The organism is Ruegeria sp. PrR005, assembly GCF_010500245.1.
Lineage (GTDB): Bacteria > Pseudomonadota > Alphaproteobacteria > Rhodobacterales > Rhodobacteraceae > Ruegeria_B > Ruegeria_B marisflavi.
The window spans coordinates 679,486-692,035 of sequence record NZ_JAAGOX010000011.1; the positions used below are offsets into that span (position 1 = coordinate 679,486).

Sequence of the window (12,550 nt, forward strand, 5' to 3'; positions counted from 1 at the left end):
AGGTTATATTCGCACATGCAGCATTTCCCCGGCCTGTTGCGGGTGTTTGCAGGCGTTTCGGGATCATTTGCCGCAACCCCGGGAATCGCCGTACTCTGCCCTCACCCTTTTATCTGGAGAGATTGAATGCCCGTATCCTTGCAAGTCGCCTATCCCGCCCGCGACGACACCAGCTTCGATTACGACTACTACCTCACCACCCACATGGGTCTGGTCGCCGAACACATGGGCCCCCACATCCAGAACACGGTTGTGACCAAAGGTTTGGCTGGCGGCCCCGACACGCCGCCGCCGTTTCACGCGATTGCTACCATCGTGTTCGCCGACCAGAACGCGATGAACGCGGCGATGGCCGCAGCCGGACCGGTGGTCGCCGACATCCCCAATTTCTACAACCAGGCGCCGCAGATGCTGATCGGCGAAGTGGTCGGCTGAACTGGGGTCAGAGGCTCTCTGCCTCGTCCAGGACGAGGCGGGGGCCGGGCCCCTTGCTCGCCGCGCGATCGGCCGGATTGTACAGCGCGCAATTGGGCAGGCTGAGACAGCCGCAACCGATACAGCCGTCCAGATTGTCGCGCAGCCGCTCCAGCGTTGCGATTCGCTGGTTCAGACGGTCGCGCAGCCTGGTGCTGATACGGGTCCAGTCGGCGCGCGTGGGGGTCCGGTTGCCGGGCAGCCCGGCCAGGACATCGCGAATCTCTGGCAGGGTCAGCCCCAGCTGTTGCGCGATCATGACAAAGCTCAACCGCCGCAGGTCGGCGCGTTGATAGCGCCGCTGCCCGCCCGCATTGCGCCAGGGCGCGATCAGACCTTGGGTTTCGTAATAGCGGATCGCCGACACCGCTAACCCAGTGCGCCGGGCCAATGCACCGATCGAGAGACCTTCGGAAGCGGGCATATTTTTTTCCTGCATAGACCTTGACCTAAAGTTAGGTTTAGAAATTATCTTCACTCGTGGCAACAGAGCAAAAGGATGATTTTCATGAAGGCCACACTGGAACACGCAAACTTCACCGTCGCCGACCCCAAGGCGACTGCCGCATGGCTGAACACGGTATTCGGCTGGAAAACCCGCTGGGAGGGCGCCGCGATAGCCGGTGGCTATACCGTGCATGTGGGCGACGCCGACACCTATCTGGCGCTTTACGCCCCGCCCGCGCCGGTCGCCTCGGCCGAGACCAGCTATGACGTGATCGGCGGGCTGAACCACGTGGGCGTTCTGGTCGATGATATCGACGCGACCGAGGAAAGGGTGCGCGCCGCGGGCTTCACCCCGCATAACCACGCCGATTACGAACCCGGGCGGCGGTTCTATTTCGACGATGACAATGGCATCGAATTCGAGGTGATCAGCTACGCATAAGGCGGGGTTCTGCCCAACCACCGCTTGTCCCCTCTTGCATTCCACGCCCGGTTTGGGTCAGGTAAACAGCAACCCAACAGTCGCCCCGACGCATCGCGCGGCGGGGCGATGCAATTTCTGCGTGGACGAGAAGAGATGGAAAAGATCCCAATGACGCCTTCGGGCCATGCCGCGCTCGAGGCAGAACTGAAGCAACTCAAAAGCGTCGAGCGTCCGGCCATCATCCAGGCGATCGCCGAAGCGCGCGAGCATGGCGACCTGTCGGAAAACGCTGAGTACCATTCTGCCCGGGAAAAGCAGTCCTTCATCGAAGGCCGCATCAAGGAGCTCGAAGGCGTGCTGTCGCTGGCCGACGTAATCGACCCCGCGAAGCTGTCCGGCTCGGTCAAGTTCGGCGCCCGCGTGACGCTGGTGGACGAAGACACCGACGAGGAAAAGACCTGGCGCATCGTCGGCGAGCACGAGGCCAATATCGAAAACGGCCTCTTGAACATCAAATCGCCCATCGCCCGCGCCCTGATCGGCAAGGACGAAGGCGACAGCGTCGAAGTGAACACCCCCGGCGGCATCAAAGCCTATGAGATCCTGAGTATCGAGTACTCCTGACGGAGCCTGAACATGTCCGGCAAAACGCCAGACCGCGACCCCGCCCGCCCTTCTCCGATTGGGCTCTATGACCGGCCCAGGCGGCCCAGTGTCACGGGTGTCGAAATCGTGGCGCTGGTGCTGACGGTTCTTTGGCTGTTGGTCTCGGTCTACATCTTTTTCATCGCCGAGGCCGGATCCGGTCAGGGCGTTGGCGTCATCGTGTCGATGATGGCCATCTTCCTGCCGGTTGCAATGATCTGGGTCGCGGCAACCGCGACCCGGGCCAGCCGCGTCATGCGCGAGGAAAGCCAGCGGCTGCAAGCCGCGATCGACGCGATCCGGCAGGCCTATATCACGCAACAGCAACGCCATGCGGCGGGCCACGAACCCTCTGTCACCAAGAAGCTGGACGAAATCGCCGCCGCCGCGAAGAAAACCGAAACCGCGCTGGCGACGTTCCACACGTCGCGTCGCGACAGGCCCCCGGTGCCGCTCTCGGTTCCGGTCGAGACCCTGGGTGATCAGGGATCGCTGGAGCTTGGCACCCCGGCCGAGGCGCTGTCACCACCGCTGTCGACCGAGGATCTGATCCGCGCGTTGCATTTCCCGGAAACGGCTGAGGATACCGAGGGTTTCGCGGCGCTGCGCCGCGCGCTCAAGGATCGCAAGGCCGCGCAATTGATCCAGGCGTCCCAGGATGTTCTGACCCTGCTCAGCCAGGAAGGCATCTATATGGACGACCTGCGCCCCGACATGGCCCGGCCCGAAGTCTGGCGCCAGTTCGCCCAGGGCGCGCGCGGGCGCGCGGTGGCCGGTCTCGGCGGCGTCCGGGATCGCTCCTCGCTGGCGCTGACCGCTGGACGCATGAAGCAGGACCCGATCTTTCGCGATGCCGCGCATCACTTCCTGCGCCTCTTCGACCGGATGCTGACCGGGTTCGAGGCCCAGGCGACCGATCAGGAGATATCGGCGCTTGGCGACACCCGCACCGCCCGCGCCTTCATGCTGTTGGGGCGCGTCGCCGGAACCTTCGACTGATACCGCGCCCTATCCTGTCAAGGGCAGCCGCATCCGGGTGGCGGAGCGGAACCCGAACACCCAGGCCAGCGGCCCGGTGTGTTCAGTGCCGGTGGCCACAAACCCCACCCGTTCATACAGCGCCTTTGCGCGCGGGTTGCTGTCGATGACATCCAGCTGCACCTCGCCCGCGCCAGACCTTTCGGCCTCGGCCCGGATCGCCGCCAACAGGGCGCTGCCAACCCCTTGGCCCCGCGCACGCTCATCGACAAAGATGCCATCCATCTGAAACACGCCCGGTTGCAGCGGTCGCTCCAGGAGTTCCAACAAAGGCCCCCGCCACAAGGCGCCGACCCAGCCATAAACCCGGGCCAGATCGCCCATCCCTGCATCGACCAGCCCGCCTTCGGCGGTCTTGAACCCGGCAAGCCCCAGCATCTGCCCTTTCCCGTCCCGCGCGCCGAGCGCAAAGCGCGGATCAAGCGCCGGGTGGAGAAAGCGCAAGGCCCTGTCCTCTGGCCCCAGCACCCGGCCCAGCTTGGCCGCGAAGGCCTGCCAGAACAGGCGCGCGGCCTCTGGCCGCTCGCTTTCGTCAAAGCCCCGGTTGATGCGCAGGGTCACAATCCGAACCCGCCATAGGGGATGAACCGCACCAGATCGCCGGGTCTGATGTGGCGGCCATCGTCGCCGATCTCCACCAGCCCTTCGGCCCAACTCAACCCGCTCACCCGGCCCGACCCTTCGGAGGCAAAGACCTCCACCCGGCCAGCCCGCACACGGGCACGCAGGTACTCGCGCCGTCCGGGTTTCTTTCTCTTCTCAAAGCCCGCAGGCAGGTCAAAACCCTGCGGCTCGGCCCAGGCCTCGCCTGCCAGAACCGCCAGCGCCGGGCGCGCGAAAACCAGAGCACAGACCATCGCAGCCACCGGGTTGCCCGGCAGACCGAACACCGGCTTGCCTTGCCATAAGCCCAGCGCCAGCGGTCGCCCCGGTTTCAGCGCGATCCTCCATTGCTGCATGGCGCCCACTTCGCGCAACAGGGCCGAGACATGGTCCTCATCCCCCGCCGAGGCACCACCGCTGGTCAGGATCACATCGGCCTCTTGCGCTGCCCGGTCCAAGGTCGCGCGCAACGCCGCCCGGTCGTCCGGAACCCGCCCCATGTCGCACACCCGGTATCCCAGCCGCTGCGCCAGCGCGCAAAGCATCGGCCGGTTCGCGTCATAGATCTGGCCTGGCCCGGCCTCTGCCCCCGGTTCGGTCAACTCGTCGCCGGTGGACAGGATCGCCACCCGCAGGGTAGCCCTTACTGCCACCTCGGCGATGCCGACCGACGACAACAGCGCCAGATCCGCAGGGGTCAGCCGCCGCCCTTCGGGCAGCACAACCGCGCCCGCGGCCACGTCCTCGCCCGCCTTGCGGGTGTTGGCGCCGCGTTTCAACGGCCCGCGAAAGGCGATCTCACCGTCGCCCAGCGTCACATCCTCTTCGAGGATCACGGTCTCGACCCCCTCGGGCAGCGCCGCGCCAGTCAGCACCCGCAACGCGCGGCCCGTGGGCAAGACGCCATCAAACGGCACCCCCGCCGCCGCCCGACCGTCCGCCAGCGGCATCACATGCGCGCCCTCGGGCACGGCCCCGGCAAAGCCATAGCCATCGACCGCGCTGTTGGCTTGCGGCGGGCTGGCCCGCCGCGCCACCGCGTCCGCCGCCAGCACCGCGCCCAGCGCCTGCGCCAGCGGGCGCCGCTCGACCCCGGTTACCGGCCCCAGCCTGTCCCGCAGCATGGCCAAGGCGGAATCGACCGGCGTCCATTCGACCCCGGCAGGCAGGGCGAAACAATCGTTGCGCAGCGGCGGCGGTTTCAGCCCGGTCATCCCTGGTCCACTCCCAATATCCACCCTTCCTCGGGCGCGGTCACATCCAGCCGCCGGGAAAGCTCGGCCTGCGGCAGGCCCGCCAGATCGCCGGCGACCCGCTCCACCTGCCACGCATCCTTGATCCGGCCCTCAGGCGCCTTGCCCAGAGTCAACGAAGGCCAGATTTCCACCAATGCCACCGGCTTGTCCAACGGCTCGAACGGCCAGGCAGAGACCCGCCCGGCAAAGCGACGCCGCAATCGCGCCAGCACCGGCAGCCCCATCATCACCTGACCGCCGACCGCGCCCGCCCCGGCCATCTGCCAGCAAGTGAAGGTGCCTCGGGCACGATGCTCCACCGCGCGTCGGTCGGGGAATGGGTTGCGGTACACCCGTTTGGTGCGCGGCAACCCGGCAATGTCGCGCTTCAGCCCGTTGGACCAGAACGGCCCCTTGCCGCCCAACCCCCGGTTGATCTCTCCGGCCAGATCGAACCGGTTATTGGCACAGGGAGCATCCTCAACGCGCGCCTCGAACCAGTCCCACAGGCGCAGCGGGTCATCCGACCCGCTCACCGCGCAGGCAAATCCCGCCGGATAGCCGAATGGAAAATCGAACCCCAGCATCAGGCGGCGGCCAGCGGCCAGAGCGGTCTCGATCACATCGCACAGCCAGCCCTCGGCCAGCATCCGGTTCCTGAGATAGACGGGCTCTGCCCCCGCGACACAGGCCCAGATCGCATCCTTGCGCGGCCGCGGGCCGGTATCGTTGCCGCCCGACCAGTCGACCATGGCAATGGTGTCAAAGGGCCTCACAGCCCGACCTCGGAGAGAATGAAATCGGCAATCGCCTTTGTGTCGTTCAGGTCGAACACCGGCCGGTCAAGCGTCAGGGGTATGTCGCTGGCCACCGCGCGGATGGTCGGATCACCCGGCGCGATCAGTGCTGTGCCCGCCTCGGCCCGGAACGCCTCGACCTTGGGGTGTCCCTCGCGCTTGTAGCCCTCGATCAGCACCAGATCGACCGGCGACAGGCGGCCCAGCAGTTCGGCCAAGGGCGGTTCCGCCGCGCCGCGCAACTCGGTCATCTGCGCCACGCGATAGCGTGATGCAAGGATCACCTCAGACGCGCCCGCCTGACGGTGCCGCCAGCTGTCGCGGCCCGGATGATCGACGTCGAACGAATGATGCGCGTGCTTGACCGTCGAGACGGTCAGCCCGCGACCGGTGATTTCGGCCACCAGCCGCTCCATCAGCCCGGTTTTCCCTGCGTTCTTCCAGCCGGTGACGCCATAGACCCTCATGCGCGCTCCAACAGGGTTTCGGCCCAGGCCAGATCCTCGGGCGTGTTGACGTTGAAAAAGGGATCGAACGGCTCGGCCTCAAACAGCGCCTCGCGCCCGCCATGCCGGTCGGTCCACAGCACCACCTTGCGCAGGCCATCGTTCAGCGCCGCGCGCAGGTCGTCGCGCAGCGCCACGGGCCAGAGGCCAAAGGTCGGGTGCCGGTTGACCTTACCGCCCGATTTCAGCGCCGCGCCCTCACGCGGGGTGGTGGCCAGCACCAGAGGATGCGTCTGCCCCTCGGACGCCGCGACCAGTCGCGCCACCAGATCACACGGGAAAAACGGCGTATCAGCGGCGGCGGTGACGATGCTGTCGCTCCCCTGTTCTGCGGCCCAGTCAAGCCCGGCGAGCACGCCCGCCAGCGGCCCGGCAAACCCCTCGACCGTGTCGGGCAGTACCGGCAGGCCGAACGCGTCAAACCGCGCCGCATCACCATTGGCATTGAGCGCCAGCCCTCCGACCTGCGGCGCCAGCCGGTCGATCACATAGCCCAGCAGAGGCTGCCCGCCCAGCGGCAACAGCCCCTTGTCGCCGCCCCCCATCCGGGTGGCCAGCCCGCCGGCGAGGATAACACCGAGAGGCCGTGTCACGCCCTGCTCCCCCGCGCCGCATCGAACCACTGCGAAATCGCCCGGTTGATCTCCGCCACGTCCCCCGCCTCGGCAAGCAGCCGATCCGGCAGGATCAACCCACAAGCGCCGGTGACCAGAACCGTCATCCCCTTGCCACGCACTATATCGTCCACATCCGCCCAGCCGGTCCTGTTACTGGAATGTGCCGAGCGGAAATCCACCCCGTCGCTGGAGAGGTGAACCCTGAACTGCTTGGGCAAGGTTCGATGAACGTAGACCTGACGCATATGACCGTGAACGATCCTGGCAAAGAACAGCGCGCCAATAGGTATACCGACGAACCCCAGATAATAGAGGAAAGTCTGGGATTGAAGGGTCTCGCCCCAAGCTTGAAGAAGCAAAAAGCTGACCAGCGCGCCCATGATCACATATGACGCGCCATTGAGCAAACCGAGGCAAAACAAAGCCCAACGCCATCCGCCCTTGTAGAACGACTTGCTCATCAGCCCCTTGCCCGCGCCGATCTCCTGCCTGGTCGGCTGATACTCGAATTCGAAAACGCCTTCACTCATCACGCACCCTTCCTGCGATGTTTCCTGTCCTCGACCGGAACGCTGTCCGGGTCGGCATCCCAGACCAGCCGCTCGGCCCCCGACAGGCAGACGAACCGCTGCCCGCGCATCCGGCCGATCAGGGTCAGACCGACCTGCCGCGCGATCTCGACCCCCCAGGCGGTAAAGCCCGAGCGTGAGGCCAGCACCGGGATGCCCATCATCGCCGTCTTGATCACCATCTCGGAGGTCAGGCGCCCGGTGGTATAGAGGATCTTGTCCTCCGCGCCCTCGCCCGTGGACAGCATCCAGCCCGCGATCTTGTCCACCGCGTTATGGCGGCCCACGTCCTCCATATAGACCAGCGGCCTGCTCTCGCGGCACAACACCGTGCCATGAATTGCCCCGGCCTCCAGATACAGCGAGGGCGTGCGGTTGATCCGCGCCGCCAGATCATAGAGCCAGGATGTACGCACCTCCACTTGAGGCAAGCGCACCTCCTCCAGCCCCTCCATCATGTCGCCGAAAACGGTGCCCACGGCACAGCCGCTGGTGCGGGTCTTTTTCTTCAGCTTTTCCTCGTGGCTGGTTTCCACCGCGGTGCGCACCACGACGGTTTCCAGATCCTCGTCGAAATCGACGCCGGTGATCTCTTCGCCCGGTTTCAGCATGCCCTGATTGCGCAGGAAGCCCAGCGCCAGATACTCGGGGTAATCCCCGATGGTCATGGCGGTCACGATCTCCTGACTGTTGAGGAAGATGGTCAGCGGGCGTTCCTCGACCACCGAAAGGCGCGCGGGCGCGCCGGTCTGGTCCAAACCCTCGACTGCGCGGGTCAGCCGGGCGGCCCCCGGGTCGGGAGCGATGATGTAATCCGACAGGTCGTCCGAGATAGCCAATTGCAACCCTTTCCTTGGCCCGGTACAGCGGTCGGGCTTACCTTAGGATCTAGGAATGTCCTTCACCACATCCAAATCCGTCTACTGGAAGGGTTTTCGCGACGGCGCACCCTTCATCATGGTGGCGGCCCCCTTTGGCACGCTGTTCGGCGTTTTCGCGACCGAGGCCGGGCTGAACCTGGTGCAGGTGATGACCTTTACCGCCACCGTTTTTGCGGGTGCGGCGCAGTTCACCGCGCTGCAACTCTTGCTCGATGACACACCGACACTGATCGTCCTGTTGTCTGCGCTGGCGGTCAATCTGCGGGTGGCGATGTATTCCGCAGCGCTGACGCCTTACCTGGGCGCCGCGCCGCTGTGGCAGCGGGCGGTTGCCGCCTATTTCACGGTGGACCAGTCCTATGCCCTGTCCGTGGTGCGGTTCGAGACCGAGCCGGATCTGACCGTGCCACAGCGGATGGCCTATTTCTTTGGCACCGTGACGCCCTTGGCGCCCGCCTGGTATCTGGCGACCTATCTGGGCGCGGTGCTGGGCACCCGCATCCCCGACAGCTGGGCGCTGGATTTCGCCCTGCCCATTACCTTTCTGGCAATGATCGGACCGATGCTGCGCACCCTGCCGCATGTGATCGCGGCGCTGGTGGCGATCGTGACCGCGCTGCTGACAGCCGGTGTGCCGTTCAACCTGGGCCTGCTGATCGCGGGCACCGCCGGCATGATGGCCGGCGCGCAGGCCGAAGTGATGCTGGCCCGCCGGAGCAAGAACACATGACCGAGATCGAACCATCAACCATGTGGATCGTCATCGCCGGGCTTGCCTTTGGCAGCTTTGGCCTGCGCTTTGTCTTTATCGGGCTGGTGGGCGACCGTCCGCTGCCCGGCTGGCTGCTGCGGCACCTGCGCTATACCGCCGTGGCCATCCTGCCCGCGCTGATCGCGCCACTGGTCATCTGGCCACAGGCCACAGGCGGCCAGCCCGATGTGCCCCGGATGAGCGCGGCCGCAGTGGCGCTTGCCGCCGGATACTGGTCGAAAAACGTGCTGGTCGCGATCTTTTCAGGGGCAGGCACACTTTACGGCCTGCTCTACCTGCTGGGCTGAGACGAGGCTCAGCCCGGCTGGTTCAGCTTGGCGTTGTTGGCGGCCAACCCTTTTTGCAGGTCGGCGTCGTCCTGCTCGTAATACGTATTCGTCACCGCGCCCGAGAGCGAACCGAACTGATCGGCCAGTTTGGTCGGTTGAAAGGTCACCTTGATGTCGCCGAACCCCGGAATCTGCTGCAACAGCTGCGCGGTATAATTGGCGCAATAGGCCCCCGGCACCGGCCCCATCTGGCGCGCCAGACGATAGGCGGCCTCGGCCTGTTCCGGGGTCACTTCCAGCTCTTGCACCACGACATGATGGGTCTCGCGGGCATGCGATCCACGATAGGCACGTTCGACAGCGGGGGTGATACCGAACAGGACATCGTTCTGTTCCGGCACGATATCGGCCCAGAACGATCCCGCCGGATCAAAGATCACCCGCTCGCTGGCATTGATCATCAGCGACGTATGCGCCCCCGCGCCCGAGCGGTTGTTGACCATGGTGTAAAGCGTCAGCTTCGCCGGTCCCGGCTCGCGATAGCGCACGGCCGCCACGGTTGCATCATCGGCAAAGGGCGCACTCTGGCGCGTACAGGCCGCCGTACCGGCCGCCAGCGCGCAGACAATCAATACTGCTTTCACGGAAGGCTCCCGCCGGATCAGGAGGTGAAGACTGCCATGAACAGCAGAATGAACAAAATCACCCAGACCACACGGATGGTGAACTTGATGAACCCTTCAAAGGTCTGGGTCTGGGTGGTGATGTCCATCGAACCGGGTTTGAAATCAGCCATAGTGGTCTTCCTATTCGCGTGTTTTTCGCTGGATAACGGATTCTCGCCGCCCTGTCACGACGTCATTCGCGCGCAGGCAGGGCAAGATCGAAAGGTGTGCATTGCGGGTAACCATAGCCCCAGCGCCAGGGCAGCCCGGAACAGGGGCCGCCACCGAACCGCACCGCCATGTACATCGCGTCGGCAATCGTGCCATAGGCGCGGCGCACCGTCTCGGGCGTGGTGTCATAGCGGATGGCAAGCGCCTCCAGATGGCTTTCGCCCGTCTCGCGCACGCAGGACCGCAATTCCTCGTCCGCCTGCACCCGGGCGTCATAGCTGGCCTCGGCGTCCTCCGCCCCGCCGCCGTCGTGATAGGCGCGGTCATGGATGATGCAGCAGGCCTCCCACGGCGGGACATCGCCCTGCGCCGCAGCAAAATCGGGAAAGGTCTCGGCAACCAGCGTCCACCCGGCACTCAATCCACCCGAGCAGCCATCGGTGGTAAACGGCGCCAGCACGGCCTCGCCGCGCACCGCCATAAATGACCGATGCGCGGGCAGTTCGACCACCCGCCCGATATCCTGCGCCGCCACGGGCCCCGCGACAAGCAGGCAGCCGATCACAAGGTTACGGGCTCTCATCGCGATACTCCTTCGCATCCGCCTCCCAGCCCATTTCCTGGGTCAGCCACAACAGCACCCGTTCCGCCGGGTTCAGCGTCGCCCGCACCTCCAGCACCTCGCGCGCCATGGCCGGTTCGTCGGTGATCAGCCCATCGACCCCAAGCGAGATCATCTTGGACATCAAGAGCGGCTCGTTGACGGTCCAGACATAGATCTCCTTGCCCGCCGCATGCACCGCGCGCACCAGCGACGGGCGCAGACTGGCGGTGCTGACGGCGATGAAATCGCCCTCCAACCCGGCAAGATCGCCCACCGCAGTGGCGGCCAGAACCCCGGTGCGCCACTTGGGGCGCAGCGCCCGCATCTTCTGAACCGCCGGGTACTTCAGCGACATGGTGGCGATCTGGTCCTGCATCCCCAGTTCCTCGACCAGGGCAATGACCCGGTTTTCCAGATCCACATCGTGTCCGTAGTACTTCAGTTCGATCAGTACCCGGGACTTGTCCCGGGCCGCTTCCAGCACTGCTCGCAGGGTCGGCGTCCGCTCGACCGAATACTCCGGCGCGTACCAGCCGCCGATGTCTATGGCTTCCAGATCCTGCATCGTGGCATCCCAGATCTTGGTCGGCACGCCCGCCAGCTTCATGAAATCGCTGTCATGCATCACCACGATCTCGCCATCGGCGGTTTCCTGCACGTCGATCTCGACCCAGTCGGCCCCGTCCTCGATCGCCTTCACGATCGAGGCCATGGTGTTTTCCGGCCGCGCCCCCGCCGCGCCCCGGTGGCCGATGACGGCCACATCGTCCTCGGCGCTCAACTGCGTCAACAACCCGTCGCTGACCCAGGCGCCGATCCCCAAGGCGACCGCCGCGATACCCGCAGCCCCGAACAGGCGCCCGCGCAGACCCACGCGCGCCGAAGGCGACGGAACCGTCGCCGTCCCGCCATAGAACCCGTCCAGAACCTTGGCCAGCGCCCCCAGACCAATCGCCGACAGCACCAGAACGGCCAGCGCCCAGAGGCCCAGCACCAGCACGATCAGGATCAGGGCCCGGCGCAAGCCGCCTTCGGCCGGGATCGGGATCACGGCCATCGCCAGATTGGCCACAGCGGCGATACCGGCGGCAATGGCGATACGGATCGCCACCCAGATCACCAGTTCGATCTTCAGCCCGGTCCGGCGCGCGCCCATCCGGCGGGTGCTTTCGGCAAAGACTTCGCGCGGGCGCATCCCTTCGAACAGAACCAGATGCAGCGCCAGCGCCCAGCCCGACAGGCGCAGGATCAGCGCACCGGCCAGCAGCAGCACGATCAGCCCGATCAGCACCACCGCCACCCAGAACTCGGGCGGATGAAAGGTCAGGTAATAGTTGATGTCATAGTCGGTCAGTTTCCACCACGCGACCAGCCCCGCCAGCGCCGCAAATGGCGCGATCAGCAGCAAGAGCCGCAGGATGAACAGAACCGCAAAGCTCAAGAGCGCGCGTAACCGGCGAAGCACCAGCGCAAAGGCCGCGCTGCCGGTGCGCCAGACATCGGACTCGGGGCTTCGCAGGCTGGCCGCCATGACCGAAAAGCTCAGCACCTCGGCCACCAGCAATATGCTGAGAACAGCCAGAGTGGCCGCAAACCCCAAGGGTGACAGGATGAACCGCGCGATGTCCTGATCAGTCAGCGCCGACTGGTTCGACAGGGCGACGGCAAGGTTCACCAGCCCTGCCAGCGACGGGGCGATCAGCGCCAGCGCCAACAGGCGCAGGGCGGCGTAAAGCGGCACGAAAAGCCCCCGTCTGGACCAGGACTGGCGCCAGGCCGAAGCGACGTTTGAAAGATGCGACAAGGTTCAAACTCCTGCGAGAATGCAGGTAT

18 protein-coding genes are annotated in these 12,550 nt (G+C 65.5%); 6 read left to right on the plus strand and 12 right to left on the minus strand.

Features of this window, described 5'->3' with window-relative positions:
- The first annotated feature begins 126 nt into the window (after positions 1–126).
- Positions 127–435, plus strand: a complete 309-nt coding sequence (locus G0P99_RS09720) for an EthD family reductase (protein WP_164129175.1) — start codon at positions 127–129, stop codon at positions 433–435.
- 7 nt (positions 436–442) lie between these two features.
- On the opposite strand, the gene soxR is transcribed toward G0P99_RS09720, so the two are convergent.
- Entirely contained in the window at positions 443–898 is a 456-nt protein-coding gene (gene soxR / locus G0P99_RS09725; RefSeq protein ID WP_164129176.1) for a redox-sensitive transcriptional activator SoxR, read from the minus strand.
- 84 nt (positions 899–982) lie between these two features.
- Here soxR and G0P99_RS09730 point away from each other — a divergent pair, with 84 nt between their 5' ends.
- The 3 genes from G0P99_RS09730 (at position 983) to G0P99_RS09740 (ending at position 2,989) form a co-directional block, all read left to right on the plus strand.
- Entirely contained in the window at positions 983–1,363 is a 381-nt protein-coding gene (locus G0P99_RS09730) for a VOC family protein (protein ID WP_164129177.1), read from the plus strand.
- Positions 1,364–1,498: 135 nt separating this feature from the next.
- A complete protein-coding gene (greA, locus tag G0P99_RS09735) occupies positions 1,499–1,969 on the plus strand; it encodes a transcription elongation factor GreA (RefSeq protein ID WP_164129178.1) in 471 nt (156 codons plus the stop codon).
- A gap of 12 nt (positions 1,970–1,981) precedes the next feature.
- Complete coding sequence (locus G0P99_RS09740; protein ID WP_164129179.1) at positions 1,982–2,989, plus strand: hypothetical protein; 1,008 nt, start codon at positions 1,982–1,984, stop codon at positions 2,987–2,989.
- A 9-nt stretch (positions 2,990–2,998) separates the two neighbouring features.
- Here G0P99_RS09740 and G0P99_RS09745 read toward each other — a convergent pair whose 3' ends face one another.
- The 7 genes from G0P99_RS09745 to fdhD are packed head-to-tail and all read right to left on the minus strand — an operon-like array spanning position 2,999 to position 8,200.
- Positions 2,999–3,589: a GNAT family N-acetyltransferase gene (locus G0P99_RS09745; RefSeq protein WP_370462743.1), complete on the minus strand. Its 591-nt coding sequence runs from the start codon at positions 3,587–3,589 to the stop codon at positions 2,999–3,001.
- Positions 3,586–4,845, minus strand: coding sequence for a gephyrin-like molybdotransferase Glp (glp, locus tag G0P99_RS09750; RefSeq protein ID WP_164129180.1), 1,260 nt, complete (start codon positions 4,843–4,845; stop codon positions 3,586–3,588). The genes G0P99_RS09745 and glp overlap by 4 nt, the downstream gene beginning before the upstream one ends.
- The gene (locus tag G0P99_RS09755) at positions 4,842–5,642 is read right to left on the minus strand and encodes a molybdopterin guanine dinucleotide synthesis (protein WP_164129181.1); all 801 of its coding nucleotides are present in this window, start codon (positions 5,640–5,642) and stop codon (positions 4,842–4,844) included. The genes glp and G0P99_RS09755 overlap by 4 nt, the downstream gene beginning before the upstream one ends.
- Positions 5,639–6,130 (minus strand): molybdopterin-guanine dinucleotide biosynthesis protein B, encoded by a 492-nt coding sequence (mobB, locus tag G0P99_RS09760; protein ID WP_164129182.1) that lies wholly within the window; start codon positions 6,128–6,130, stop codon positions 5,639–5,641. Before mobB ends, G0P99_RS09755 begins: the two co-directional genes overlap by 4 nt.
- A complete protein-coding gene (mobA, locus tag G0P99_RS09765) occupies positions 6,127–6,762 on the minus strand; it encodes a molybdenum cofactor guanylyltransferase MobA (RefSeq protein WP_164129183.1) in 636 nt (211 codons plus the stop codon). The genes mobB and mobA overlap by 4 nt, the downstream gene beginning before the upstream one ends.
- The gene (locus G0P99_RS09770) at positions 6,759–7,316 is read right to left on the minus strand and encodes a hypothetical protein (RefSeq protein WP_164129184.1); all 558 of its coding nucleotides are present in this window, start codon (positions 7,314–7,316) and stop codon (positions 6,759–6,761) included. Before G0P99_RS09770 ends, mobA begins: the two co-directional genes overlap by 4 nt.
- Positions 7,316–8,200 (minus strand): formate dehydrogenase accessory sulfurtransferase FdhD, encoded by an 885-nt coding sequence (gene fdhD, locus G0P99_RS09775; protein ID WP_164129185.1) that lies wholly within the window; start codon positions 8,198–8,200, stop codon positions 7,316–7,318. Before fdhD ends, G0P99_RS09770 begins: the two co-directional genes overlap by 1 nt.
- Before the next feature lie 49 nt (positions 8,201–8,249).
- Between fdhD and G0P99_RS09780 the strand changes: the two genes are divergently transcribed.
- Entirely contained in the window at positions 8,250–8,966 is a 717-nt protein-coding gene (locus G0P99_RS09780) for an AzlC family ABC transporter permease (RefSeq protein ID WP_164129186.1), read from the plus strand.
- A complete protein-coding gene (locus tag G0P99_RS09785) occupies positions 8,963–9,295 on the plus strand; it encodes an AzlD domain-containing protein (RefSeq protein ID WP_164129187.1) in 333 nt (110 codons plus the stop codon). The genes G0P99_RS09780 and G0P99_RS09785 overlap by 4 nt, the downstream gene beginning before the upstream one ends.
- 8 nt (positions 9,296–9,303) lie before the next feature.
- Here the strand turns inward: G0P99_RS09785 and G0P99_RS09790 are convergent, their stop codons facing one another.
- From G0P99_RS09790 to G0P99_RS09805, 4 genes are all read right to left on the minus strand, one after another.
- On the minus strand, positions 9,304–9,921 hold the full coding sequence (locus G0P99_RS09790) for a hypothetical protein (RefSeq protein WP_164129188.1): 618 nt from the start codon (positions 9,919–9,921) through the stop codon (positions 9,304–9,306).
- A gap of 17 nt (positions 9,922–9,938) precedes the next feature.
- Positions 9,939–10,073 carry an aa3-type cytochrome c oxidase subunit IV gene (locus G0P99_RS09795; RefSeq protein ID WP_164129189.1) on the minus strand — a complete coding sequence of 45 codons (135 nt, stop codon included), beginning with the start codon at positions 10,071–10,073 and terminating at the stop codon, positions 9,939–9,941.
- 62 nt (positions 10,074–10,135) lie between these two features.
- Positions 10,136–10,696: a hypothetical protein gene (locus G0P99_RS09800; protein ID WP_203583029.1), complete on the minus strand. Its 561-nt coding sequence runs from the start codon at positions 10,694–10,696 to the stop codon at positions 10,136–10,138.
- A complete protein-coding gene (locus G0P99_RS09805) occupies positions 10,683–12,521 on the minus strand; it encodes a glycerophosphodiester phosphodiesterase (protein WP_164129191.1) in 1,839 nt (612 codons plus the stop codon). Before G0P99_RS09805 ends, G0P99_RS09800 begins: the two co-directional genes overlap by 14 nt.
- Positions 12,522–12,550: the final 29 nt, after the last annotated feature.

Excerpts from the sequence above, each read along its gene's own strand:
- G0P99_RS09720 (WP_164129175.1), top strand. The coding sequence starts at position 127 with ATGCCCGTATCCTTGCAAGTCGCCTATCCCGCCCGCGACGACACCAGC.
- soxR (WP_164129176.1), bottom strand. The coding sequence starts at position 898 with ATGCCCGCTTCCGAAGGTCTCTCGATCGGTGCATTGGCCCGGCGCACT.
- G0P99_RS09730 (WP_164129177.1), top strand. The coding sequence starts at position 983 with ATGAAGGCCACACTGGAACACGCAAACTTCACCGTCGCCGACCCCAAG.
- greA (WP_164129178.1), top strand. The coding sequence starts at position 1,499 with ATGGAAAAGATCCCAATGACGCCTTCGGGCCATGCCGCGCTCGAGGCA.
- G0P99_RS09740 (WP_164129179.1), top strand. The coding sequence starts at position 1,982 with ATGTCCGGCAAAACGCCAGACCGCGACCCCGCCCGCCCTTCTCCGATT.
- glp (WP_164129180.1), bottom strand. The coding sequence starts at position 4,845 with ATGACCGGGCTGAAACCGCCGCCGCTGCGCAACGATTGTTTCGCCCTG.
- mobB (WP_164129182.1), bottom strand. The coding sequence starts at position 6,130 with ATGAGGGTCTATGGCGTCACCGGCTGGAAGAACGCAGGGAAAACCGGG.
- G0P99_RS09770 (WP_164129184.1), bottom strand. The coding sequence starts at position 7,316 with ATGAGTGAAGGCGTTTTCGAATTCGAGTATCAGCCGACCAGGCAGGAG.
- G0P99_RS09780 (WP_164129186.1), top strand. The coding sequence starts at position 8,250 with ATGTCCTTCACCACATCCAAATCCGTCTACTGGAAGGGTTTTCGCGAC.
- G0P99_RS09785 (WP_164129187.1), top strand. The coding sequence starts at position 8,963 with ATGACCGAGATCGAACCATCAACCATGTGGATCGTCATCGCCGGGCTT.
- G0P99_RS09795 (WP_164129189.1), bottom strand. The coding sequence starts at position 10,073 with ATGGCTGATTTCAAACCCGGTTCGATGGACATCACCACCCAGACCCAG.
- G0P99_RS09800 (WP_203583029.1), bottom strand. The coding sequence starts at position 10,696 with ATGAGAGCCCGTAACCTTGTGATCGGCTGCCTGCTTGTCGCGGGGCCC.